Origin of the sequence: Leeuwenhoekiella polynyae, from assembly GCF_004104075.1 — a bacterium.
GTDB lineage: Bacteria > Bacteroidota > Bacteroidia > Flavobacteriales > Flavobacteriaceae > Leeuwenhoekiella > Leeuwenhoekiella polynyae.
Map to the genome: position 1 here is coordinate 72,148 of NZ_QOVK01000014.1, position 23,736 is coordinate 95,883.

The 23,736-nt window shown below is 37.3% G+C and carries 22 protein-coding genes; 12 read left to right on the forward strand and 10 right to left on the reverse strand.

Annotation, left to right across the window (positions count from 1 at the left end; all coding sequences use genetic code 11):
* Positions 1–123: 123 nt before the first annotated feature.
* The 3 genes from DSM02_RS13955 to DSM02_RS13965 all read left to right on the forward strand — a co-directional run bounded on the left by DSM02_RS13955 (position 124) and on the right by DSM02_RS13965 (position 1,988).
* Positions 124–1,149: a glycoside hydrolase family 113 gene (locus tag DSM02_RS13955; protein WP_128766233.1), complete on the forward strand. Its 1,026-nt coding sequence runs from the start codon at positions 124–126 to the stop codon at positions 1,147–1,149.
* A 97-nt stretch (positions 1,150–1,246) separates the two neighbouring features.
* On the forward strand, positions 1,247–1,405 hold the full coding sequence (locus DSM02_RS13960; RefSeq protein ID WP_128762730.1) for a YqaE/Pmp3 family membrane protein: 159 nt from the start codon (positions 1,247–1,249) through the stop codon (positions 1,403–1,405).
* Positions 1,406–1,463: 58 nt separating this feature from the next.
* Positions 1,464–1,988, forward strand: a complete 525-nt coding sequence (locus DSM02_RS13965) for a VOC family protein (protein WP_128766234.1) — start codon at positions 1,464–1,466, stop codon at positions 1,986–1,988.
* Position 1,989: 1 nt separating this feature from the next.
* Here the strand turns inward: DSM02_RS13965 and DSM02_RS13970 are convergent, their stop codons facing one another.
* The 3 genes from DSM02_RS13970 to DSM02_RS13980 form a co-directional block, all read right to left on the reverse strand.
* Positions 1,990–2,424, reverse strand: coding sequence for a hemerythrin domain-containing protein (locus tag DSM02_RS13970; RefSeq protein ID WP_128766235.1), 435 nt, complete (start codon positions 2,422–2,424; stop codon positions 1,990–1,992).
* A gap of 116 nt (positions 2,425–2,540) precedes the next feature.
* Entirely contained in the window at positions 2,541–3,245 is a 705-nt protein-coding gene (locus tag DSM02_RS13975; RefSeq protein WP_128766236.1) for a TIGR04283 family arsenosugar biosynthesis glycosyltransferase, read from the reverse strand.
* Positions 3,246–3,372: 127 nt separating this feature from the next.
* Positions 3,373–4,164, reverse strand: coding sequence for a DUF547 domain-containing protein (locus DSM02_RS13980; protein WP_164918320.1), 792 nt, complete (start codon positions 4,162–4,164; stop codon positions 3,373–3,375).
* Positions 4,165–4,491: 327 nt separating this feature from the next.
* Here DSM02_RS13980 and der point away from each other — a divergent pair, with 327 nt between their 5' ends.
* The 3 genes from der (at position 4,492) to DSM02_RS13995 (ending at position 11,570) form a co-directional block, all read left to right on the forward strand.
* Positions 4,492–5,793 carry a ribosome biogenesis GTPase Der gene (der, locus tag DSM02_RS13985; RefSeq protein ID WP_128762735.1) on the forward strand — a complete coding sequence of 434 codons (1,302 nt, stop codon included), beginning with the start codon at positions 4,492–4,494 and terminating at the stop codon, positions 5,791–5,793.
* Between the two features lie 123 nt (positions 5,794–5,916).
* Positions 5,917–8,658 (forward strand): TonB-dependent receptor domain-containing protein, encoded by a 2,742-nt coding sequence (locus DSM02_RS13990; protein ID WP_128766238.1) that lies wholly within the window; start codon positions 5,917–5,919, stop codon positions 8,656–8,658.
* Positions 8,659–8,768: 110 nt separating this feature from the next.
* Positions 8,769–11,570 (forward strand): outer membrane beta-barrel protein, encoded by a 2,802-nt coding sequence (locus tag DSM02_RS13995; protein WP_128766239.1) that lies wholly within the window; start codon positions 8,769–8,771, stop codon positions 11,568–11,570.
* On the opposite strand, the gene DSM02_RS14000 is transcribed toward DSM02_RS13995, so the two are convergent.
* Entirely contained in the window at positions 11,545–13,005 is a 1,461-nt protein-coding gene (locus tag DSM02_RS14000; RefSeq protein WP_128766240.1) for a hypothetical protein, read from the reverse strand. The genes DSM02_RS13995 and DSM02_RS14000 overlap by 26 nt on opposite strands.
* Positions 13,006–13,156: 151 nt before the next feature.
* Between DSM02_RS14000 and yiaA the strand changes: the two genes are divergently transcribed.
* Complete coding sequence (yiaA, locus tag DSM02_RS14005) at positions 13,157–13,624, forward strand: inner membrane protein YiaA (RefSeq protein ID WP_128766241.1); 468 nt, start codon at positions 13,157–13,159, stop codon at positions 13,622–13,624.
* 104 nt (positions 13,625–13,728) lie between these two features.
* On the opposite strand, the gene DSM02_RS14010 is transcribed toward yiaA, so the two are convergent.
* The 6 genes from DSM02_RS14010 to DSM02_RS14035 form a co-directional block, all read right to left on the reverse strand.
* On the reverse strand, positions 13,729–14,181 hold the full coding sequence (locus DSM02_RS14010; protein ID WP_128766242.1) for a DUF5063 domain-containing protein: 453 nt from the start codon (positions 14,179–14,181) through the stop codon (positions 13,729–13,731).
* A 73-nt stretch (positions 14,182–14,254) separates the two neighbouring features.
* Positions 14,255–15,073 (reverse strand): TPM domain-containing protein, encoded by an 819-nt coding sequence (locus tag DSM02_RS14015; RefSeq protein ID WP_382402995.1) that lies wholly within the window; start codon positions 15,071–15,073, stop codon positions 14,255–14,257.
* Positions 15,073–15,513 carry a TPM domain-containing protein gene (locus tag DSM02_RS14020; RefSeq protein WP_128766243.1) on the reverse strand — a complete coding sequence of 147 codons (441 nt, stop codon included), beginning with the start codon at positions 15,511–15,513 and terminating at the stop codon, positions 15,073–15,075. Before DSM02_RS14020 ends, DSM02_RS14015 begins: the two co-directional genes overlap by 1 nt.
* Complete coding sequence (locus tag DSM02_RS14025; protein ID WP_128766244.1) at positions 15,513–16,127, reverse strand: LemA family protein; 615 nt, start codon at positions 16,125–16,127, stop codon at positions 15,513–15,515. The genes DSM02_RS14020 and DSM02_RS14025 overlap by 1 nt, the downstream gene beginning before the upstream one ends.
* Before the next feature lie 14 nt (positions 16,128–16,141).
* The gene (locus tag DSM02_RS14030; RefSeq protein ID WP_128766245.1) at positions 16,142–16,471 is read right to left on the reverse strand and encodes a MerR family transcriptional regulator; all 330 of its coding nucleotides are present in this window, start codon (positions 16,469–16,471) and stop codon (positions 16,142–16,144) included.
* Complete coding sequence (locus DSM02_RS14035; protein ID WP_128766246.1) at positions 16,471–17,448, reverse strand: M23 family metallopeptidase; 978 nt, start codon at positions 17,446–17,448, stop codon at positions 16,471–16,473. Before DSM02_RS14035 ends, DSM02_RS14030 begins: the two co-directional genes overlap by 1 nt.
* A 131-nt stretch (positions 17,449–17,579) precedes the next feature.
* Here DSM02_RS14035 and alaS point away from each other — a divergent pair, with 131 nt between their 5' ends.
* The 5 genes from alaS (at position 17,580) to DSM02_RS14060 (ending at position 23,704) form a co-directional block, all read left to right on the forward strand.
* Positions 17,580–20,192 (forward strand): alanine--tRNA ligase, encoded by a 2,613-nt coding sequence (gene alaS, locus DSM02_RS14040; protein ID WP_128766247.1) that lies wholly within the window; start codon positions 17,580–17,582, stop codon positions 20,190–20,192.
* Between the two features lie 225 nt (positions 20,193–20,417).
* Complete coding sequence (locus tag DSM02_RS14045; RefSeq protein ID WP_128766248.1) at positions 20,418–21,365, forward strand: GSCFA domain-containing protein; 948 nt, start codon at positions 20,418–20,420, stop codon at positions 21,363–21,365.
* Positions 21,366–21,436: 71 nt separating this feature from the next.
* Positions 21,437–21,952, forward strand: a complete 516-nt coding sequence (locus DSM02_RS14050) for a DUF6252 family protein (RefSeq protein ID WP_128766249.1) — start codon at positions 21,437–21,439, stop codon at positions 21,950–21,952.
* Positions 21,953–22,155: 203 nt separating this feature from the next.
* Complete coding sequence (locus DSM02_RS14055) at positions 22,156–23,226, forward strand: hypothetical protein (protein WP_128766250.1); 1,071 nt, start codon at positions 22,156–22,158, stop codon at positions 23,224–23,226.
* Between the two features lie 223 nt (positions 23,227–23,449).
* Complete coding sequence (locus tag DSM02_RS14060) at positions 23,450–23,704, forward strand: hypothetical protein (RefSeq protein WP_128766251.1); 255 nt, start codon at positions 23,450–23,452, stop codon at positions 23,702–23,704.
* Positions 23,705–23,736 lie beyond the last annotated feature (32 nt).

Genomic DNA, 23,736 nt, shown 5'->3' on the forward strand with positions numbered 1-23,736 from the left:
TCTTTAGCTGTTGAGAATACTTACAAGATAAGAACTTAGCAAGCTCTTAAAATCTTTTTAACTGCATTTTTAGACGAAAGAAAACACAAGAGCTATCTAAAAATTTCCAGTATTTTTAGCGTGATGAGAATAGATATTCGTTTTTTACTTGTTTTAGTTGTTGCCATTTGCATTACAGCTTGCTCTGCAACACCCGTTGCCGGGCAAAAGATTAATGGGGTTAGTTTTGTTTCGTCAAAAGATACCTTGACGCAATCACATATAGACCCTATTCTTAATGTAGGTGCAAGTCACGCAGCGGTTATGCCGTTTGCTTTTGTGCGTGATAAAAATAATCCTGAGCTGCAATTCAATTCAGAAAGACAGTGGTTTGGTGAGCGATATACCGGTGTGAAACAATATGTCGAAGCTTTGCATCAGAATGATATTAAGGTGATGATAAAACCGCATATCTGGATTTGGCGTGGTGTATTTACAGGCGATATGAAAATGGACTCTGAAGCAGACTGGGAGCTTTTTGAAAAAAGTTATGAAGACTACATTTTGCTATATGCAACATTAGCCGAAGAAACTCACGCAGAATTGTTTTGCATAGGAACCGAACTTTATAATTTCACAAAAGAGCGTCCTGAGTTTTGGGCTTCTTTAATTGAAAAAGTACGCCATGTTTTTTCAGGTAAGTTGACGTATGCAGAAAATTGGGATAAAGTTGGTGAAGTAACATTTTGGAGTGACTTAGATTTTATAGGTGCTGACGCTTATTTTCCGGTTACTGATGAGGCTACACCCAGAACAGCTAAAGCAAAAGAAGGCTGGGAGCCGCATAAAAAATTGCTGGTATCGCTTTCGCAGAGGTATAGTAAACCCATCTTATTTACCGAGTTTGGATACCGAAGTGCAGATTATGCGGGAAAAGAACCTTGGGTAAGCGATCGTCATGACGGGAAAATGAATGCTAAAGCTCAGGCTAATTTATACGAAGCGGTATTTGAAACGTTTTGGGACGAAGAGTGGTTTGCAGGCGGTTTTGCATGGAAATGGTTTCACAATCACGACCGCGCTATACAGGAAGAAAACAACCGTTTTACTCCGCAGGGAAAAGAAGCAGAACAGATTTTAAAAAAGTGGTATAAAAGAGATGTTAAATAACCGCTTTAAGTGTCAAACTCTTGCCAATTGATATTTGTTTAAGAGCTTGATTTTGTGATTAGTTCTAGTTTAGCATAACTAACTAAAAATTCTAATTATGTCAATTCTTACAATAATAATTTCTATTCTTTTACCACCACTAGGTGTTGCAATGGCAAAAGGTATTGGTAAAGATTTTGTTATCAATGTGATTCTTACTTTACTAGGCTGGTTGCCGGGAGTAATTCACGCATTTTATGTGAATAGCAGAGGCTAAGTCTAAAAATAATACGAAGCATTGGGTTTTATAAGTATATTTATAAAACCCTTTTTTTATGCGTATTCTTTTTTCTGGATTAATCTTTTTTGCACTTTCGATACAGGCGTTATGCGCGCAAACAAATTTCAAGTCTGGAGCTTTAACTGCTGCTGTTATTTCTAGTAATAGTCAACAAACACTACATTTTTATAGAGATATTTTAGGCCTTAAAGATGCCGGCGCATTCACTATTGATGCAGCCTTTGCAGAACGTTTAGGCTTGTCAGCTGGTGTTCCTTTTGAAGTAACCGTGCTAAAGTTCACAGATTCGCCAGATTCTTCACAACTTAAAATCGTATCGTTTGAAGAAGAGGAGGACCTTAATGTTGAAGAAGTGAAAACCAGTATTCAGGAGCAATTAGGTTTGCAATATTTAACCCTTCAAGTCTATTCTTTAGATCCCATTATAGCGCGTCTAAAAAAAGAAGGCATTTTGCCGGAAGCAGAAACGCCTATTGATCTTGGTAATGGTAGCTTTCTGATTTTGTTGAAAGATCCTGATGGTGTTTTTGTTGAGGTTATAGGAAGTTTAACCCTGTAATCTATCGGTTTTCTTGCATTTGTTTTTGATAGTCTTTTGCGATATCTATCTTTTGTTTTTCAGTAAAAACTTTTCCTGCTAATTGAAAAAAGCTGTGTTCTTCATCTTTCAGATGATGCTCTACTTTCTCACAAAGCTGTTTAGCATAAACTAACCAGGCAGGGGAATCCATCTCAGTATCATCAATCTTTTCTATAAGTTCATCCATTTCGTGATGTTCTGCAATGCCGTGACGCGCGTGTTCTTGCATCATATCGTTATGAATAAGTGGAGAATAAAACGTACGATCTTCTGCATCAGCATGAATCTCAAGCTCTTTCTTTAATTGTTCCCAAAGCAATTTACGGTCTTTGCTTTCTCCATAAGTAGAAGTTACAAGTTCGCAAAGCTGTCGCTGTTTATCATGATCTTTACGGATGGCTTCAAAAATATTCATGGCGTAGTTTTTTAGATTTTTATTGAAAATACACCGAAGCTTTTCAGCAGGCTATTAACAAAGTATCAATTCTTACAATTATTGATAATGCTTAATTCTTCTAAATGATATAAGGGTTATTTCTTAAGATGCTTAGAATAGTAAGCCAGTAATTCTTCGGCTGAAGCACCAAACCATTTTTTGACATAAATAGTCCAAAAGTGATATTGTACATACCACACACCATATTTGTCATACATACGTGCTGAAGATTTAATAGGATGCTGAATAACTACAAAGGAGTTTCGAGCATACAATTCATTAATAAGGATATTATCCTCATAAATAACATAACTTTCATTAAAACCACCTATTTCATCAAAAAGTTCACGGGTAATAAACTGGCTTTGATCACCACCGCGACACGCTCTCCAACTAAATTTTGTTAAGTAACTCGCCAGACGCAACCACCAATGATTGCTGTCAAAGCGCATTTTAAAACAACCTGCAGGATCGCCTTTAGCAACCTCATTAGCTATGTGTTTGTCAAAGTCTTTAGGAGGGAAAGAATCTGCGTGTAAAAAATATAAAACAGATCCATTGGCATTATCAGCACCAGTGTTCATCTGCTTTGCGCGACCACGCTCTGATGATACAACCTGAATTTTAAGTGTATTTTTAGCTTGAATTTGTTTGGCTACAGATAACGTTTCATCTGTGCTGCCACCATCTACAACTATGATTTCTAATGAATTTGTATCTGCTGCATGATCAGCAAGATGCTTTAAAAGAAAGGGTAAGTTTTCCGCTTCGTTAAGAACCGGGATGACAATACTAATCATAAAGTTAAGTTCGATAAATCAAAAGGTTTAGATCAGGTAAGCCTTTCAAAACTAAATTAATTCTTACGCATTAAGCATAAAAAATCCCGATAGATTTCGGGATTTTTATAAAAATTAATCTGTTGGGCTACTGCTCATTTAAATTCCAGTCATAATCTTTATAAGAGATTGTTGCGCCAGAATTTATTTTAGTTTTACTGTATTGATTGATGTAATCTACAACAGTAGGAGTTTTATCGGTTATAAAATCTTTTTTATACCAGTCAAAAATGGAAGAGATTTTGGGACTGTTAGCGCTAATATCATTCTTGTCAGAATTTATAAATTCTTTAGTTGCGCGCTCTAATTGCTCATTAATTTTTCCGGCGGTATAAGCTTCATTTAATAATTTAGGGCAAGACATAGAAGCACAGTTGATTGCAAAATGTATACGCGGCTCGTTCATTTTACGAAGTACACCGTTTTCAATTCCACCTAGAGAAAGTTCTTTATTACCAACAGGCACAATACCTTTTGTCCACGCTCCATTAATGTCTTTTATACTTTTTACCGGGTAATTATCTAGAATCAAATCTACAGTATAGGCATTATACAAATTGATGTAATAAGCCAGTAATTCCTGTACAGACCAGTCGTTAGAGGGTTCATAACCAGATAACGTTTTTAAATACGCATCTAATTTAGAACGTTCGGTTTTAAACCCTTTATAATCAATCATCCCATTTGCGTCAACATACTTCTTAAGTAAAGCATCCCACGCACTGTGATCTACATTTTCTGCAGAGTTTGCTGTTGTTGAAGTTAAATTTTCTCCGGCCTCTTTAGTTGGTTGCCCACCACTTGTAATACCCGCTGCAGAAAGTAAGTTGCAACTGTTTAATGTGAAGGCTAATGTAAGGCATATAAATACTCTTTTCATAAGAAGATACATAATCTGTTTATTTGGTAATACATACGCAAGATAGGAGGATGTAGATTTGAGATGTTTAATATTAACAGCATTCTTAACAGATTTTAGGTATAATTTAGCCTTTTATACGTTTTTGTGTAGGTAGGGCATTGATTTACTAGTTATTAGCTAAATAAATCATTGTTGATTTCTGTGCCGTTAATTATCGTAATTTTGCAGCGCAAAAACTACCTTGAGATAAAATGCTCAGGGGAATAATTTGAGATCACGATTGTTTTTTAAAAAGCAATTGCGTTGTCAAATCTCGATTATCGAGAAAAGCACAAAGAAAGATTTATGAGTATTGTAGCTATTGTAGGGAGACCTAATGTGGGAAAATCCACTTTTTTTAACCGCCTCATTCAACGTAGGGAAGCCATTGTTGATTCAGTAAGTGGTGTTACGCGTGATCGTCATTATGGAAAGACTGACTGGAACGGAAAGGAATTTTCTGTTATTGATACCGGGGGGTATGTAAAAGGAAGTGATGATGTATTTGAAGAACAGATTGATAAGCAAGTAGAACTTGCTATTGAAGAGGCAGATGCCATAATTTTTATGGTTGATGTAGAAAGCGGAGTTACCGGCATGGACGAAGATGTAGCTACACTGCTTAGACGCCAATCAAAACCGGTTTTCTTGGCGATCAATAAGGTAGACAACGCAATGCGTGAAGAAAACGCCGTAGAGTTTTATAGTCTGGGACTGGGTGATTACTATACCATAGCAAGTATTAGCGGTAGTGGTACGGGTGATTTACTTGATGCGCTTGTTGAGGTGTTACCAGAGAAAGAAGAAGTAGAAGAAAGTATTTTGCCTCGTTTTGCTGTGGTAGGGAGACCTAACGCCGGCAAATCATCATTTATCAATGCTTTAATTGGTGAAGATCGATATATCGTTACCGATATTGCAGGGACTACAAGAGATTCAATTGATACAAAATATAACCGTTTTGGCTTTGAATTTAATCTTGTAGATACTGCCGGGATTCGTCGTAAATCTAAGGTTAAAGAAGATCTAGAGTTTTATTCTGTTATGCGATCTGTTCGGGCAATAGAGCATTGTGATGTATGTCTGGTTGTTCTGGATGCAACAAGAGGTTTTGACGGGCAGGTTCAAAATATTTTTTGGCTCGCAGAGCGGAATAAAAAAGGAATCGTTATTCTCGTGAATAAGTGGGATCTGGTTGAAAAAGAAAATAAAACCATGCGTGAGTACGAGAAAATGATCCGTCAGGAGATGGAACCGTTTACTGATGTGCCTATTGTTTTTATTTCTGCACTCACTAAGCAACGTGTTTACAAAGCGATTGAAACAGCTGTAAAAGTTTTTGAAAATCGTACAAAGCGAATTAAAACAAGTGTGCTTAACGATTATATGTTACCGGTTATTGAAGCGACTCCACCACCGGCAACTAAAGGAAAATACATTAAGATAAAATACTGTATGCAGTTGCCTACACCGCATCCGCAGTTTGCATTTTTCTGCAACCTTCCGCAGTATGTAAAAGATCCGTACAGACGTTTTATAGAAAATAAATTACGTGAAGAGTTTGACTTTGAAGGTGTGCCGGTAGCGGTATATTTTCGTAAGAAATAGTAATAGCTTCATCTATTTAAATAACAAAGACCCACTTTTTTTAAAAAAAGTGGGTCTTTGTTTTAAACCTTTTGAGTTTTATTCAGTCATAGAATAAACGTACACTGTACATATATTGGGTTTATGAAGCACTTTTTACTGCTACTATTTGGGGTTTTGTTAGGTCATTCCCTGCTCGCGCAAAACTTTGAACTTTCAGGAAAAATTTTAGATAATAGCGGAACTCCGTTAGAATCTGCTACGGTTTATGTTGAAAAGATAAGCGACAGCACGCTGGTAACTTACGGAATCACAGATCGGGAAGGATTTTTTGAGATGGAGGGAACTACAGAGCAAAAAGAGCTTAATCTTTTTGTTTCTTATGCCGGCTTTAAACCAATGCGTAAAAAGGTTACGATAACCCCCACGATGGATCTAGGTGATCTTAAATTAGAAGTGCAAGATAATTTATTAGACGAGGTTGTTGTAGTTGCAAATCGTGCACCAGTAACGGTAAAAAAGGATACGCTTGAGTTTAATGCGGCTTCTTTTGATACCAGACCCGATGCGAATCTTGAAGAACTGCTGAAAAAGCTTCCGGGTGCTGAAGTAGATTCAGATGGGGCTATAACCATTAACGGAAAACCGGTTTCGAGAATTCTGGTAAACGGAAAAGAGTTCTTTGGTGACGACCCTAAGATCGCGACTAAAAACCTTCCGAAGGAAATTATAGAAAAACTACAAGTGGTTGATACCAAGACCAAATCTGAAGAGTTTACCGGGAAGTCTGGAGATTCTGAAAATAAGACGATCAACATCACTATTAAAAAAGATAAAAACAAGGGCTACTTTGCCAGGGCAACTTTAGGTGGTGGTACTAATGAGCGCTATGAGATGAGCGCTATAGGTAATGTTTTTAAAGATAATATGCGTTTAACGGCTCTGGCAGGATCTAACAACATCAACAGTTCTGGATTTGATTTTGATGATGTTTATGGGATGATGGGGCGTAGTGGTGCCAGAGCAGTAGCGGCAGGAAATAGAAGTGGAGGAATAACAAAATCTGAAACGGCTGGTTTGAACTACAGCAACGACTGGAATGATAAATACGAATTTAACGGCGATTATTTCTTTGACCGTTCTGATACAGATACGCGTTCTCGAACTGAACGCGAGAATATTTTACCTGATACAACGTATTATTCCAATTCAGAAAATAGCAGCAACGCATTAAACGACAGGCATCGCGCCAACGCTCGATTTGAAGTAGAATTTGATACTCTAACCCGTCTTTCTTTTTCACCAAGATTCAATACTAACAAAACAAAATCTATACGTAGTTCGCTAGCTAATTCATTAGACGGAAACCGTGATCTTGTCAACAATACTGAGACTTCAAATCAGGGAGATGGATCGAGTTTTAGTTTTAATAATAACCTAGACTTTATAAAACGTTTTGGGAGTAGAGGAGCCTATTTGAGGTTAGAGCTTTCGCAAGGTTATAACGATCAGGTAAACGATGATTTTTATTTCTCAAGCAGTGAATTTTTTGGAGATGAGGCCCGTACCGAAGTTCAAGATCAGTACATTGATGAAGATGAGAAACAGTATGAGTACGGTTTTGAAGTAGAGCAGCGACTGGTGCTGGCAACAGACTTTTTTATGGATTTGGCATATGATTTTTCTTCTGTAAAATCTACAAACTCAAGATATGTTTATGAGGCCGATAACGACGGGAACTATACTGTACAAAATGATACGTTGAGTAGTGATTTTGAAGTAAACACTATTCGCAATACACCCAGTTTAGGTTTAAACTACGATCACGAGGCATGGCGGATCAATACTAACTTTGGGCTGCTCAACACAATACTCAAAAATGAGAATTTACTCAACCCGGTAAATTTTGATAATACCTATAATAACCTGTATTTAAGCGCACGGGTACGTTATGAATTAGAACGCTCAAAAAGTGTTTATTTAAATTATCGTACAAATGCAAACACCCCTTCAATACGCCAGTTGCAACCGGTGGCAGATAGAACAAATCCATTAAATATTGTTATTGGTAACCCCGAGTTGCGCCCTGCTTACAGCCATAATATTGATGGGGGTTTTAGAAGTTTCAATTTTGGAGCTGGTGGAGGTAGTGGTATTTTCAGTTCGTTCTCTCTGGATTTTACAGAGAATCAAGTGGTGTCTGTAAGTACTGTAGGTGATGATTTAAGACGAACCACAACCTATGCAAACGTAGATGGTGCGATGTCTGCGGGTGTACGTCTTTTTTATACTAAAAGTACACGTAAAGAAGAAAAGGAGTTTAGATACCGGTTGAGCCTTACCGGGAATTATAATAAAAACGTAGGTTTTACAAACGGAACGCTATTCAATTCAAAACGTTTTAGTTTTAGCCCGGGGATTCGGCTTACTTATGCAATTCAAGAGTTTTTTGAGTTGAATCCAAGTTATAGTCTTACGTATAATGATACGCAGTATTCTATAAATGCTAACCGAAATGAAGATTTTATAAATCATACCGTAGGTTTTGAAGCAACGACCTTCTGGCCTAAAAATGTGATTTTTGGTAATGATATCACTTACAATTACAACGGAAATGTTTCTCCCGGCTTTCAGAACTCTTCAATTCTATGGAATACCAGTTTAGGATATCAGTTTTTAGATGAAAAAGCAACGTTAAAATTAAAGATTTACGATTTGCTCGATCAGGTGGTAGATACCCGAAGAATCATAGGTGATGATTATATTCAGGATACTAACAGCCTGATTTTAACTCAATATGCAATGTTGAGTTTCACTTATAAAATGAGCAACTTTGGAGGCAAATCTGGAGGTGGAAATAGAAGAGGAGGGCCTAGAAGGAGATAGCTTGTTAATATAGAGTGATTTATAAATAGTTAAAATTATCTTAAACAGAATAACTAATTTTTTAGTTTTATTAAAAATACATTTCTTCGTACATCAATCAAAAAACAATCATGATCAATCGTTATTTACTGTGCCTTGTACTAGGCCTATTCTCCATTAGTGTATTCTCTCAAGATTTTAAAATTACCGGAAGTTTAATAGATGATGAACAAAAGAGTCCTATTGAAGCGGCAACTGTAGTTCTCGAAACTTTAAAAGATAGTACCATGATTACTTATACGATAAGTGATCGTAATGGTAATTTTGAGTTGAGCGGTAAAAGTTCGCTAACTAAAGCAAATCTTTTTGTCACGTTTGTGGGATATCAATCCTTTGAAAAGGAGATAGATTTTACTCAAAACCGCACACTCGATTTGGGATCAATTCCTTTAGAATTTCAAGTAGAATCTTTAGGAGACGTCGTTGTAAAAGGTAGAGCAGCGCCAGTAGTTGTTAAACAAGATACCTTAGAATTTAACGCAGCTTCATTTAAAACAAATCCGGATGCAACACTAGAAGATTTACTTAAGGAGTTGCCCGGAGCAGAAGTTGATGCAGATGGTCAGATACGTATTAACGGAAAACCGGTTAGTAATATACTCGTTAACGGAAAGCCCTTCTTTAGTGATGATCCTACAATTGCGACGCGTAATCTAACTAAAGAACTTATTAATAAAATTCAGGTTGTTGACACGAAAACTGAATCTCAGGAATTTTCAGGAGAAGAAGGAGATAGCGAAAATAAAACGATCAATATAACAATTGACGAGGATAAGAATAAAGGTCTTTTCGGTCGGATTGCCGCTGGAGGTGGTACCGATGACCGTTTTGAATATGCAGGTATTGGTAATTATTTTGATAATGATTTGCGAATAAGTTTGCTGGGGAGTGGGAACAATATCAATTCGCCAGGTTTTAGTTTTGGAGAGATCGAAAAAATGTTTGGTAACGCTAGCTATATCTCAGTTAATAGTAATGGTGGTTTTAATGTAGGAGGTAGAAGCTTTGGTATGGGGAATGGTATTGTGAATTCACGTAATGCAGGCATGAATTTTGCCAATGATTTTGGTGAAAAAATTGAGACTTCTGCTGATTATTTCTATTCTGGCTCCAATAGTTTTGAGGAGACCCAGCGAAATCGAGAAAATATTTTACCTCAAAATCGTTTTACATCGGTGAGTACTTCAAGAACAGACTCTAATGTTGATAATCACACGGCAAACTTGAGGTTTCAGGCTAAAATAGACTCTACCCTTATGATAGAGGTTCTACCTAGTTTATCTTATTCTGAAGGGCAAAATACAAGTAGTGGTACGTCTGAAGTGACAAATGTTGATGGGAGTTTAGTGAATGACAGTGACTATGATAATAGTAACTTTAGAACCACGCGTAACTTTGGTAATCGCTTAACTGCAACTAAACGATATGGGGATAAAGGAGGCTTTATTCGAATTAATGGAAACCTTCAGTTAGATGATACTAAAAGCGAAGATTTTACAAATTCAGAAACAAATGTTTACGGCGATAATCCCAGTCAAATTTTGCGTAATCAATTTACTGATGGGGATAATGTGAATAACGGTATAACAACTAATGTAAACTGGCGAATTCCCGTTATTGCTAAAAAATTATTTGTAGAGACTGAGTATGAATACAATTCTCAGAATCGAACCAATACGCAACTTGTCTACGGCTTTGATAACCTTAACCAGAGTTATGACGACATTATTTTACCTCAAAGTACCGATTTTGAAAGTAGAAACCGAACCCATAAACCGCAACTTGGAGTCACGTATAATGATAAAAAATTAAGAGCTGGTATTAATGCGTCTTATGTTGCCAGAAAGTTAACCGGTGAAGATTTGTTAACTGATAATGCAGGAAACCGGGTACGCGATATTGATTTTGAAAATAAATTTAATGCTCTTGAAGCTTCAGCACGACTTAATTACAATTTCACACAGAAATTAAGCTTATGGTCTGCTTATAGATTAACTAATAATGCGCCAGATATACGCCAGCTTTCTCCTTACTTAGATGTTTCAGACCCTATTAACACAATTCAGGGTAACCCTGAATTGAGCCCTACCAATCAACATAATTTTAATTTGGGGATTAACAATTATGACTGGGAGTCAAAATCAGGATTTTACGCCTATCTGGGAGCTTCATTAATAAATGATCAGGTTGTAAACCTTACCACGGTTGATGATAATTTCGTACGGGAAACCACCTTTACAAACGTAGACGGAGTTTATAATGCCTACGGAAACTTGAATTATAATAAAGACTTTAAGTTGGACAGTCTTAAAACTCTAAAACTTGAAGCGCGTATTTATGGAGGGTTAAATCGTTTTGTAAACTTTTTCAATACAGATCAATACGCCAGTATAACTAAAAATATTCGCCCCAGCTTGGGCTTACGCTTTACCTGGAACAAGTGGTTTGAATTACGACCAGAATACAGCATTGAATTTAACAATACAAGTTTTAATCGAGACTTTTTTGACGGGCGTGAGTTCACACAACATTCGGCACGCTTGCGAACCACAACCTTCTTCCCTGAATGGCTTACTTGGGAAAATGATATACGCTATATCTACAACCCTAATGTAGGTTCTGGTTTTCAGAGAGATGCTGTTTTTTGGAATAGTTCTTTAGCTTATTCATTTATGCAGAATAAAGCATTGGCAACTTTCAAAGTTTATGATCTGCTCAACCAGAATACAAACTCTCGTCGTAATGCAACACAATCTTATGTAGAAGATGTACAGAGTACTGTATTGCAGCAATACTTTATGTTGAGTTTTAGTTATAAATTCAATACGCTTGGGAAAAAAGGAGAGGTTAGAGAGAATAATTGGTTTGATTAACTAATTCTAGTGTAACAACATATAAATCTCGTTTTTCCATTTTAGATTTAAGCCAGGCATAAAAACTCATTGCAAACAGATCTTCACGGTCAACACCTATCCATTTAAAGGAGTTTTCAACTTGATCATGGAATTTTGTTGAAGTTGCAAACTGAGGATTATCGTAATAGATTCCTGCAAGTTTTATAAAATGCATTACCCGCTCTTCTCCTAAAGCGCTGAGTTTACTGTGAAATTTTTTACGAATGGCATTTTGTTTCTGTAAAACGAGATCAAGTTTGTCTAATTCAATCAGCAGGAGTAGTGCTATAATTTCTTTTTTGACAACCCATAAAAAACCCAGTTGTTTTTCGTAAAACTGATCACTGTGATTAAGCTTCTTGTAAATAGCATAAGACTCTTTAAACTTATTTTGCTGAAAGTAAAGTGTCATTAAAAGCAAGAGGACTCTGGGGGACTTATCATTTAGGTTTTCGCAAAGCGAAATAGCTTGCGTATAAATCCCCATATAATTCATAGCAAGTGATCTGAGTATTGCTGATGAAATTTGAAATTGATTCCGGTATTTATCCGTTAATAAGTGGTCTAGCTCATCTAGATAATCAAGAGACTCTTTGAAATCTTTATTTCTAAAAGAATTTGAAGCCATCAGGTATAAAATCTGAAGATGGTAATACAGGTGTTTTTCTGATGTATTTTTTTGTGTTATATATGCAAATGCTTCCTGCATCAATGGCGCAATACGGTAATAATCACTTTCTAATTCTGCGGTGTCACTAAGCAACTCCATAAATTGAAACAAAGATTTATAGGTGAATTCTTCTTTGGGGCTTATATTAAAGCGCTCAAATGTTTCTTCTAAAAGCATATTAGCATGGGGTGTATTGCTTTGTAAATGATTTTTTAAAAAAGCGTAAGCTTGTTGCAGTTTAAAAGCGGAATTGAGATGTTTCAGGTTATCACTGCTTTTAGCTAAGATATCTTCAAAATCTACATTTTTAAATAGATGAGCGTATTGTAATTGAGTGTCATAAATTTCATGCAGTGCGGTATATAAATCATAACTAATTGCAAGATTTTCGGCTCTACATATAGTCTTCCAGCCTAGTTTATTAAGTTTCTGTTCAAAGAGAATTCTACTTGCTAAAATAAGTTTTAGAGTTGTCATCTCTTCGCCTGCTTCTTCTGAGAAGCTCTTAGTTGCTATAAAATCAATTAAATTATCAAGCAAACGTTTGCTTAGTGCGTGATACGCATTGCGATTGGGATTTTTATAAAGTGTCTCGTGAAGATTAAGGATTTCACCTTTACAAATTTTTTTAAACAGATCTATGTTCTTCGTGTCCCCACGTCTGTTTTTATTAGTTAAAAACTGAATAACTTGTTGTTGTTGTTCAGGTGTGAACGTTCTTATTAATTTAAAAATAGCACTCATTAAATCATAAGTTTTAAAGTAAGTTAAATCAATAAATATAGTAAATTATGTTTTATTTTAATTTTTTAAATCATAAGTATTTAAAAAAAATGAAGTTTTTCATCTAACCAGTCATCAGCATCTTTGTGGTCTAATTATCAAAATAACCAATATGGAAACTACATTTGAAAACGAGAAAAAAACAAGGAGTTCTCAAACTGCAAAAGATCAATTTACGTTCAATACAAAACCTACATCTGCTTTTATATCTGCGGCATGGGCAGCATTATTCATTGGGATGGCTGCATTTTGTATAGGGCTCTTTAATGCATCTATGTTACTTAATGAGAAGGGATATTATTTTACGATTTTACTTTTTGGATTATTCTCGGTAATCTCTGTACAAAAGAGTGTGCGGGATAAGCAGGAGGGGATAGAAGTAACTGATATTTATTATAGCATCAGCTGGTTTACAACAATTGCTTCAATCTTATTGTTGATTATCGGTTTATGGAATGCAGATCTTGAGCTTAGCGAAAAAGGCTTTTACGGTATGGCTTTTACCTTAAGTATGTTTGCGGCAGTTACCGTGCAGAAAAATACACGAGATTTAAAACTGCATCAAAAATTGAATAAGTGAGAAATATAAATCAAGACCTGTTCTGGTAACAAGACAGGTTTTGGTAATTAGATCAAAGCGACTCTAGATTATAGAGTCGCTTTGTGTACTGTGCGATTTTACAATTAAGCATCTAAAGCTTTTAAATACGTCAACAAATTGAGTAAATGTGCTTCAGAATGAATCTTCATCAACGTATTGAAGTACCACAGCCCATCATTAAGACTCGTGTTTTCTAATCGCCACGCAACTTCGCTTAAGTCTATGATGAGGTCTGTAAGATCATCTGCTACATCCCCAAGGTGTATCTCAGGAGTTTGGTCAAGCTCCAATATTTGATCAATTTGATGGTATTCAATAAATTCTGGGAAATTAGCTTTTACGTGAGCATAAACCACTCCATAATCCAGTCGGTGTACTTCTTCGTAAAGTTTTTCGTCAAAATTTGAATTCAAGTTGAGGTAGAGCGCATAAAGGTCTCCCAGAGATTTTTTTAAAGAAACCAGCTTATCTTTTTGAATAACTGGTTTTGTTCCGTAGCGGGTGATCTGATGTATAAGTTTTAGAAAAGATTCCAAATGAATTGCTTTTTAAAATTGAGGTATTAACTAATGATTATTGTTTTATAACAATAAAACTTTAGAGAGTGTGTTACCATCCACCGGAAGCACCGCCTCCGCCAAAGCCTCCGCCACCGAAGCCACCTCCAAAGCCTCCTCCGCCGCCAAAACCTCCACCGGAAGATCCTCCTCCAAAGCCACCTCCGCCTAGGCCACCACGACCCAGACTGCTCAAGATAATAACATCAAGTAAGCTGCCGGTCCCACTGCGTCTACCGCCATTTCGACCTCCGCCACCTCCGCGAGAACGACTCAGTATAAAAATAATGACAAAGAAGATTATGATAATGGGTAAAAAGTTCTTTAAACCGGGCTGACTATTTTTGGCTCTTGAGCCCTTATATTCACCTTGTAACATCTGGAAAATAGCATCTGATCCTTCATCCAGACCGGCATAGTAATCCCCTTTTTTAAACTGGGGAATCATAATGCGATTGATAACCTGTTCTGCCATACGATCTGTTATGATCGTCTCAATTCCGTAACCGGTATTGATATCCACCTTACGATCTTTAGTAGCTAATGTGATGAGAATACCGTTGTCTTTTCCTTTTTGACCTATTCCCCATTTTTGTCCCCATTTTGCTCCTAGAAAACTAATGTCTTCTCCTTTGGAACTTGGAATAATAACAACTACAATTTGAGTTGAAGTTGTGTCGCTGTATTTAACCAGTTTATTTTCTAAAGCAGATTTCTGACCAGAATTTAAGAGGCCGGCATAGTCATAAACACTGGTTTGCTCACTGGGAACTTCAGGAATGTCATACTGTGCAAAACTTGTTGCAGTAAGGCAAAAAAGAAAAGCAATAAGCACTGCATTTCTAAAAGTATATAGTTTGGGTAAATTGATCAAGAGGTTGATATTTCGTCTGAAAGTTCGTTTATGTCGTTATCATCCCACGGAAAGAACTGCGCAAGTTGCTCACCAGCAGAAGTAATTCCTTTTACTAAACCACTTTTAAACTTTCGATTTTTAAATTCAGTTTGCATCAAGTCTTTGGTGCTTTGCCAAAACCCTTCTGGTACTACTTGATTAATACCGCGATCACCGCAAATGGCAAATTTTTTAGCGTCAACAGCAACATAAATTAGCACGCCATTTTCAGCTTTAGTATTGTCCATTTTCAGATGATGAAAAAGCACTTTGGCTCGCTCTAAAGCTTCTCCTTCACATTGGCGTTCTAAGTGCACACGAATCTCACCAGAAGTTTTCAATTCGGCTTGACGTATTGCTTCAACAACTTCCTGTTCTTCTTCGGTATTTAAAAAGTCTTTAACTACAGATGCCATTATGCTGCGTCGTTATTAAAGTCAAAATTGACTTCGGGAGCACTTTCAGTGCCTTCATCAGCTTTAAAATATCCCATTTCTTCAAAGTTGCCTATGAAGTTGTTCACGATATTATTAGGGAAGGTTTTAATGTGCTTGTTATACGGAGCGATCGCTTCGTTATACCGATTACGCTCTACATTGATGCGGTTTTCTGTGCGCTCTAATTCATTGATAAGTTCCTTGAAATTCTCATTAGCCTTTAGATCAGGATAACGTTCTACAGTAACCAGAAGTCTTGATAAAGCAGAGCTTACACCGCTTTGAGCTTGTTGAAACTGGGCCAGTTGCTCTGGGGTGACATTAGACGGGTCGATGTTTACGCCAGTAGCTTTAGAACGAGCCTCAATAACATCTGTAAGGGTTTTTTGCTCAAATTCTGCATAGCCTTTAGCCGTGTTTACAATATTGGGGATCAGGTCAGATCTACGCTGGTAGCTGCTCTCTACGTTACCCCATTGTTTTGTTGCATCTTCTTTTAGCGTTATTGCGGTATTGTAAAAGCCTTTAAAAAATGAATAGCCAATAATTCCCAAAATAACGATTACGATGAGTGCAATGATTCCTTTTTTCATATTTGATGATTGATTTAGAGTTGATCTTTTAATTCCTGAAGTTGTGCTTTTATGCCTTCTAGTTTTCTAATAAGATCAAATTTATTGAGTGTTTGTTGTTTGTTTTCTTTTAAATGTGTCTTTGCTCCCTCTAGAGTAAAGCCACGTTCTTTAACCAAGTGATAAATCAGTTCCAGGCTTTTAATATCTTCTGGAGTGAATTTACGATTGCCCTTAGCATTTTTCTTAGGTTTAAGTACGTCAAACTCTTTTTCCCAAAAACGTATCAATGACGTGTTTACACCAAAAGCTTCAGCGACTTCGCCGATGCTATAATATAATTTTTCGGGCAGTTGTACGTGCATTAATCCAGAGATTGGTTTTCTAGCTGAGCTTTCTGTAAAATTACGTCAAACTCTTCAGGAGAAAGGTTTCCGTAGTAGAAATTAATAGGGTTAATACGTTGGCCATCTTTAAAAATCTCATAGTGCACGTGTGGAGCTTCAGAACGACCTGTGCTGCCTACAAAACCTATTAAATCTCCACGTTCAACTTTTTGCCCTTTTTTTACATTGTATTTATATAAATGTGCATAAAGACTTACATAACCATACCCGTGATCAATACGTATGTGGTTTCCGTATCCCGTAGCGTTGTTATCAGCACGGTCTACCACACCATTACCGGTAGCATAAATAGGAGTACCGCGAGGAGCGGTAAAATCCATCCCCCAATGCATTTTACGTTCTTTGGTGAATGGGTCTGTACGTAAACCATATCCAGAAGCTATACGGGTAAGATCTTTGTTGGCAACAGGCTGTATAGCTGGTATCGCGTCTAGAAATTTTTCTTTTTCTTCTGCTAAAACTGCAATCTCATCAAGAGATTTGCTTTGAACCACAAGCTGTTTTGTTAGAATGTCAAGACGCTTGTTAGTTTCTATAATCAGCTTAGAATTGTCATACCCTTCAAGATCTTTATACCGGTTTACCCCTCCAAAACCCGCTTTACGTTGTTCGTCAGGTATAGGGTTCGCTTCAAAATACAATCTGTAAATACTGTTGTCGCGCTCTTCAATTTCACCTAGAACATTTTGTACCTGATCTAATTTTTTGTTGAGCACGCCGTATTGAACTTTCATATTCTGAAGTTCGCGGGCAAGTGCTTTTTCACGAGGGGTTTCCAGATCTGGAATATTGAGATAAATAAGAAGGAGAATAAAACCGGCTAAAAAAGATGCTCCAATAGAAAGCAATCCGTAGCCAAGTTTACGACCTTTGCGCTTCTCTATTTTTTTATAGGAAAGTGTCTCTTTATCGTAATAATATTTAACCTTAGACATTATTTAAATTATTCTATTTTTGCGTTAAAATTCAGGTCTCTAACCTTTAATTAAATAAAGGGAAACGAACAAATATAAAAAATAGTTTGCCGCTAATGCTATATTGGCAAAATCTACTCTAAAATTTACTCATGAAATCCCAGGAAATACGCGATCAGTTTCTATCATTCTTTAAATCCAAAAATCATTCCATCGTGCCTTCTGCGCCAATGGTGATCAAAAACGATCCTACGTTGATGTTCACTAATGCCGGAATGAATCAATTTAAGGAATTTTTTCTTGGTAATGGGGTTCCTAAAGACACTCGGGTAACTGATACTCAAAAATGTCTACGCGTAAGCGGAAAGCATAACGATCTTGAAGAAGTAGGTAAAGATACGTATCACCATACAATGTTTGAGATGCTGGGGAACTGGAGTTTTGGCGATTATTTTAAACAAGATGCGATAGACTGGGCCTGGGAGTTGCTTACTGAAGTTTTTAAAATAGATAAAAACAAGCTATATGTGACCATATTTGAGGGCGATAGCAGTGAAGACCTGGAGCGTGATACGGAAGCTTTTGATATGTGGAGTAAGCATGTGTCAAAAGACAGAATCTTAAATGGAAATAAAAAGGATAATTTCTGGGAAATGGGCGATCAGGGGCCTTGCGGACCTTGTTCTGAGATTCACGTTGACCTGCGTTCTGAAGAAGAAAAAGCAAAAGTACCGGGAGCTGATTTAGTAAATGCAGATCATCCGCAAGTAGTAGAAATCTGGAATCTGGTTTTTATTCAATTCAACAGAAAAGCAAACGGCTCTCTTGAAAACCTTCCGGCACGACATATTGACACCGGGATGGGTTTTGAAAGGTTGTGTATGGTGCTTCAGAATAAAACATCTAACTACGATACTGATGTTTTTACTCCGCTAATTCGCGAGATCGAAACCATTACCAATTCAAAATACGGTGCTAAAGAAGATATTGATATTGCAATTCGTGTAATTGCAGATCACGTGCGTGCTGTAGCTTTTTCAATAGCAGACGGACAGTTACCAAGTAATACCGGAGCAGGTTATGTGATTCGCCGCATCTTGCGCCGTGCAGTACGTTATGGTTTTACATTTTTAGATACTAAAGAACCTTTTATATATAAATTGGTTAGTGTTCTGGTTGACGAAATGGGCAAAGCTTTTCCGGAATTAAAAAAACAACAGAATCTTATTTTCAATGTGATTAAAGAGGAAGAGCAAAGCTTTTTAAGAACTCTTGATCAAGGTTTGGTTCTTTTAGATTCTATTATAGCAGACACAACCGGAAAAGAAGTTTCTGGTGTAAAAGCTTTTGAATTATACGATACGTATGGTTTTCCTATAGATTTAACAGCTTTGATTCTTTCTGAAAAAGGCTACAGTTTGGATGAAAAAGGTTTTCAGACAGAATTGCAAAAGCAAAAAGAACGTTCTCGTGCTGCCGGAAAAATTGAAGCTGGCGACTGGACGGTTCTTGAAGAGGACGCCGAAGAAGAATTTGTGGGGTATGATACGCTAGAAACTCCTGTGCGAATTACCCGCTACCGAAAAATCAATACTAAAAAAGAAGGAGATCAATATCAATTGGTTTTCAACCTAACGCCTTTTTATGCGCAAGGTGGTGGTCAGGTAGGTGATAAAGGATATTTAGAAACGGCGAATGGCGATGTGATTTACATCACAGATACCAAGAAAGAAAATAACTTGATCATTCATCTTTCTAAAAACCTTCCGAAGCATTTAAACGAAACGTTTACAGCGGTGGTTGATGCAAAGCAACGTTACCGTACACAAGCTAATCATACCGCAACTCACCTATTGCATCAGGCGTTGCGTACCATTTTAGGGACACACGTGGAGCAAAAAGGATCAATGGTGCATAGCGGGTATTTGCGATTTGACTTTTCACATTTCTCAAAAGTCACTACCGAAGAATTAAAAGAAGTAGAGCAGTTTGTAAACGCGCGTATTCAGGAGCAGTTACCGCTTGAAGAGCAGCGTGCTATTCCTTACGATCAGGCAATTTCTGAAGGTGCGATTGCACTCTTTGGTGAGAAATATGGTGATGCTGTGCGTACGATTCGTTTTGGTAAATCAATGGAATTGTGTGGTGGTACTCACGCTACAAATACCGGAGATATCTGGTATTTTAAAATCAAGTCAGAAGGAGCAGTTGCCTCGGGAATTCGTCGTATTGAAGCGATTACCGGTGATGCTGTTATGCAGTATTTTGAAGATCAGGATGAGACTTTAGAGGCGGTGCGCGGTTTGCTAAATAACACTAAAGAACCTGCAAGAGTAATTGAAGGTTTACAAGAAGAAAACAACGAACTCAAAAAGCAATTAGAATCTTTATTAGCTGAAAAAGCTAAGAATCTTAAAGACGAACTGAAAAGCGACCTAGAATCAGTTGGTGATGTTCAATTTTTAGCTAAGGAGGTTGACCTCGACGCAAATGGAATTAAAGATCTGGCTTTTCAGCTGGGTGGCGAAGTAGATAATTTATTCTTATTGCTGGCTTCTCGTCAAGGTGGAAAAGCTTTGTTGAGCTGTTATATTGATAAAGATCTAGCTAAAGCGAAAGACTTAAATGCAGGAACCATTGTACGCGAATTAGGTAAGTACATTCAGGGAGGCGGTGGCGGTCAGCCGTTTTTTGCAACTGCCGGGGGTAAAAATCCTGATGGAATTGTAGCTGCTTTGGGAGCGGTGAAGGAGTACCTTATTTAATTGCTATTATTATTTTTGTTGATATTGAAGGGGAGAAAGTAAAAGGATACAGGTAAAAGGAATTGGGTCTTGAACTGAAACCAGTTAATTATATGGCTCAACAATTCTTGATACTTAAATTATAAGCCCTCGCTCTTGCGCGCTTGTATCGTGCAATTTTAAGTAACTAAATAATCACTAACTTTTAACCAATCTACAACCAGTAAACCAATTCCAATAATAATAGTGCATCTACAAACCAAAATCCCACTCCAACCTTCAGCGAATCAATTTGATTATGATTCAAAGATGCTGTTGGTGGGTAGTTGTTTTGTAGAGAATATTGGGGCGAAGCTGGAGTATTTTAAGTTTCAGAATTTGGTTAATCCGTTTGGGATTTTGTTTCATCCCGAAGCGATTGCAAGGTTTTTTGAAGCTGTGGCGGCTCAAATGCAATTTACGGAAGCCGATCTGGAAGAAGTAAACGGTTTGTTTGTTTCGCTGGACGCGCATTCAGACTTGGGTGCCACTAATTCTGCAGCTGCGGTCGAGCACTTAAATACTGCAATTCAAGAAACTTTTGAACTGCTTAAAAATGCAACCTATTTGGTGATCACGTTGGGTACTGCCTGGGGCTACCGGCATAAAAAGCAAGATAAAATTGTAGCTAATTGTCATAAAATTCCGCAAAAAGAGTTTGAGAAAGAGTTGGCTTCGGTTGCACAACTTAAAGCATCGTTGCTTCGCGTATTATCGGCTGTCGAAAGTCTTAATTCTAAAGCTTCCGTAATTTTTACTGTTTCGCCGGTGCGTCACATTAAAGACGGTTTTGTGGAAAATCAGCGTAGTAAGGCGCATCTTATCGCCGCTGTGCATTCAGTAATAGCAAAAAATAAACGTGTTGAATACTTTCCATCTTACGAGATTATGATGGATGAGTTGCGCGATTACCGGTTTTACGATCGGGATATGGTACATCCTAATGCGTTGGCAGTTGATTATATCTGGGAGCGTTTCCTGGCTGTGTATCTTTCGCCGCAGGCTAAAAAAACGATGGATCAGGTTGAAGAAATACAACGCGGTTTGGCACACAAAGCTTTCAATCCTGATTCCGCCGCACATCAAAAATTTCTTCAAAAGCTGGATGAGAAAATAAAAGCACTTCAGGCTGAAGTATCGCACATTCAATTTTAAATACGGCAATTGCCTTATGGATTTGGGTTTTGATTTACAGGAGATTTGTCTTGTAATTAAAAACCAAAACCATGAAAACATCTACAAAACTCATTTCAACTTTCGTTTTAAGCTTACTTCTTCTTTTTGCAGCTTGCTCCAAAGACGATGATGGCGGTGACAGTGTAACCGGCAATAGCGAACTAAAGGCAAGCGTTGAGGGTAAAGCCTATACCTCAATGCCCGAAGCTACTCTGGCTGAAGAAAATTCGTCGGGGGATATAGAGGTCATCACCATCTCGGGTGGCTCAATTGACTCTGAAAATATTCAAATTACTATTATAGGTTTTGAAGGAGTAGGAACCTACGACCTTAATGCCAGTAATATCGCTACGTATACCTTCCTGAAAGATAAGTCTGACTTTATGAGTGCACAGGTTTTTTCTACTTCGACGGGTGCGGCTTCAAACGGCGAGATTAAAATAGCAGAATACACCAAAGGCGAAAGCGTAAAAGGCACCTTCAGTTTTACCGGATACCTTATCAGCGATACCAGTAAAACGGTACAGGTAAGTAATGGAGAGTTTAATGTTAAGATCAGAAAGTAAGTAGTTATCAAAAATCTCAAGTGTTGAGGTTTTTACACGAAGCCGGAAGCAGGAGCAATTCTGTTTTCGGCTTTATTGCTTGCGGTTATTTCTATAACTCTAAAAACGCACTTACAGGTCAAAATATACGGCAATTGCCCTATTGATTGATGCTTGATTTTTAGAGACTTTTGGGAGGTAAAAACTTTTAAACCTTAACAATTATGAAGACAAATTATTTTTATGCGCTGTTGCTGTTGCTACTTTCTTTTGGAGTTTCAGCTGAGGCACAAACACTGAGTGAGGTCAATGCAAAATTGGATCACTGGGGGCAAAAACCCAAAGGTAAGATGCCTATGAAGGCGTATATCTCAGACTTTCAGGTGCTGGTAGAAGTTTACCGCGAAGATGTAGATTACAAAAAGGAACGCGAGTTTAGAGGCATAGGTCGGGGCGAAGCAACAGCACAGGCAGCATTAGGGCTTAAAGGGGTTGATACAGACTTATTACAGGCTGAAGTAGATAAGCTGTATGCAGAATTTGTAGCTGACTTAAAGGCTAAAGGGTATACGCTTATTGATGTGGAAACCGCAGCAAAGACAGACTACTATAAAAATGCGGAGCGTATGAACGGTCCTAATATTCGGGAAAGTGCCAATCCCGGTTATCTGGAAATCTTACCTACCGGAGCCAGTTTTATGGTTAGTAAACGCGAGGCTGAAGGAAAGGCAAACAACAAAAAAGGATTTATGAATAATTTGAAAATGATAGGTAACGCAGTTGCAGGTCCCAATCAGTTATCAAAAGACCTTGATGACGCTCTGGTTATTGAAGTGAAACTTGCGCTTAACTTTAGCGAAGCGGGCTCCAGTTGGTTTAAAAGTTTGTCAGGTGCCAATGCATCTGTAAAGACAAACCTTATGATGGGTACGCATACGGTGCAAGCTCCCAAAACCAAAGGACTACGGATGAAAGGACAGGAAGAGGTTTATACAATGCCCACTTCAATTGAATTTTACCAGGGAGCCGGGTTGAAAAAAGTTCAATCAAAAGGGTATTTAAAGAAGCCTATCTATATTTCCGGAGTGATTGATGATACCAAAGCAAGTGCTTTTGATAAAGGAAAATCAATAACCTATACCAATATTGGGGATTTGTATGTGGTGAAAAATACCTACAGCACCATAAGTACCAATGCAAAATTTGCAGAAACCGATGGAGCAAAAATGGCCGATGCGCTTTATAAAGCCGGGAGTTCTTTTATAGATGAAGAAATGAAAGAGTTTTTTGACTAAAAACAATTAACCATTCTAAATATTTTTTTGCCAAAAGCTGCTTATATAGGCAGCTTTTGGCTCATAGTTTAATAAGGGTAGAAGTAGACTTTGAGCCATGATTCAAATGTTGAAGCGGATGTTGCGGAAATTTTAATCCAACGTATTACTTCAAGAATTGAAAAACTGATTTATAGCACTTTAAAACTTATATCCTTGTTAGTTATGAATCAAAAGAACTAAAATGATTTGGATTGAGACAGAATTTGCGGTTATTACAGGAAGTGTTGTTTTGGCGCTTGCGTTTGTCGTGCTGTATTTCCAGGTAGTCAAAATACAGGATAGTAAAAAGGCAAGATCCAGATTAATTCGTTTTGAGCACAGCATTCAGTTTAATCAAAGTCAAATTATAAAGCGCAAAAACCACTTGGATCGCTATAACTTTTTAGCATACAATCTTGATGAAGCTTTAATCATTCAGCCCGAAATAGTAGTTTAAGAAAATTTGTTTTTACACAAATTAAAGTGAAT

What these genes read in the sequence shown, in the direction of transcription:
- yiaA (WP_128766241.1), top strand. Translation starts at nt 13,157, where the DNA reads ATGGAAACTACATTTGAAAACGAGAAAAAAACAAGGAGTTCTCAAACT.
- DSM02_RS13980 (WP_164918320.1), bottom strand. Translation starts at nt 4,164, where the DNA reads ATGAAAAGAGTATTTATATGCCTTACATTAGCCTTCACATTAAACAGT.
- alaS (WP_128766247.1), top strand. Translation starts at nt 17,580, where the DNA reads ATGAAATCCCAGGAAATACGCGATCAGTTTCTATCATTCTTTAAATCC.
- DSM02_RS14030 (WP_128766245.1), bottom strand. Translation starts at nt 16,471, where the DNA reads ATGCACGTACAACTGCCCGAAAAATTATATTATAGCATCGGCGAAGTC.
- DSM02_RS13960 (WP_128762730.1), top strand. Translation starts at nt 1,247, where the DNA reads ATGTCAATTCTTACAATAATAATTTCTATTCTTTTACCACCACTAGGT.
- DSM02_RS13995 (WP_128766239.1), top strand. Translation starts at nt 8,769, where the DNA reads ATGATCAATCGTTATTTACTGTGCCTTGTACTAGGCCTATTCTCCATT.
- DSM02_RS13975 (WP_128766236.1), bottom strand. Translation starts at nt 3,245, where the DNA reads ATGATTAGTATTGTCATCCCGGTTCTTAACGAAGCGGAAAACTTACCC.
- DSM02_RS14050 (WP_128766249.1), top strand. Translation starts at nt 21,437, where the DNA reads ATGAAAACATCTACAAAACTCATTTCAACTTTCGTTTTAAGCTTACTT.
- der (WP_128762735.1), top strand. Translation starts at nt 4,492, where the DNA reads ATGAGTATTGTAGCTATTGTAGGGAGACCTAATGTGGGAAAATCCACT.
- DSM02_RS14025 (WP_128766244.1), bottom strand. Translation starts at nt 16,127, where the DNA reads ATGAAAAAAGGAATCATTGCACTCATCGTAATCGTTATTTTGGGAATT.
- DSM02_RS14000 (WP_128766240.1), bottom strand. Translation starts at nt 13,005, where the DNA reads ATGAGTGCTATTTTTAAATTAATAAGAACGTTCACACCTGAACAACAA.
- DSM02_RS13970 (WP_128766235.1), bottom strand. Translation starts at nt 2,424, where the DNA reads ATGAATATTTTTGAAGCCATCCGTAAAGATCATGATAAACAGCGACAG.
- DSM02_RS14020 (WP_128766243.1), bottom strand. Translation starts at nt 15,513, where the DNA reads ATGGCATCTGTAGTTAAAGACTTTTTAAATACCGAAGAAGAACAGGAA.
- DSM02_RS14035 (WP_128766246.1), bottom strand. Translation starts at nt 17,448, where the DNA reads ATGTCTAAGGTTAAATATTATTACGATAAAGAGACACTTTCCTATAAA.
- DSM02_RS13965 (WP_128766234.1), top strand. Translation starts at nt 1,464, where the DNA reads ATGCGTATTCTTTTTTCTGGATTAATCTTTTTTGCACTTTCGATACAG.
- DSM02_RS13955 (WP_128766233.1), top strand. Translation starts at nt 124, where the DNA reads ATGAGAATAGATATTCGTTTTTTACTTGTTTTAGTTGTTGCCATTTGC.
- DSM02_RS14060 (WP_128766251.1), top strand. Translation starts at nt 23,450, where the DNA reads ATGATTTGGATTGAGACAGAATTTGCGGTTATTACAGGAAGTGTTGTT.
- DSM02_RS14055 (WP_128766250.1), top strand. Translation starts at nt 22,156, where the DNA reads ATGAAGACAAATTATTTTTATGCGCTGTTGCTGTTGCTACTTTCTTTT.
- DSM02_RS13990 (WP_128766238.1), top strand. Translation starts at nt 5,917, where the DNA reads ATGAAGCACTTTTTACTGCTACTATTTGGGGTTTTGTTAGGTCATTCC.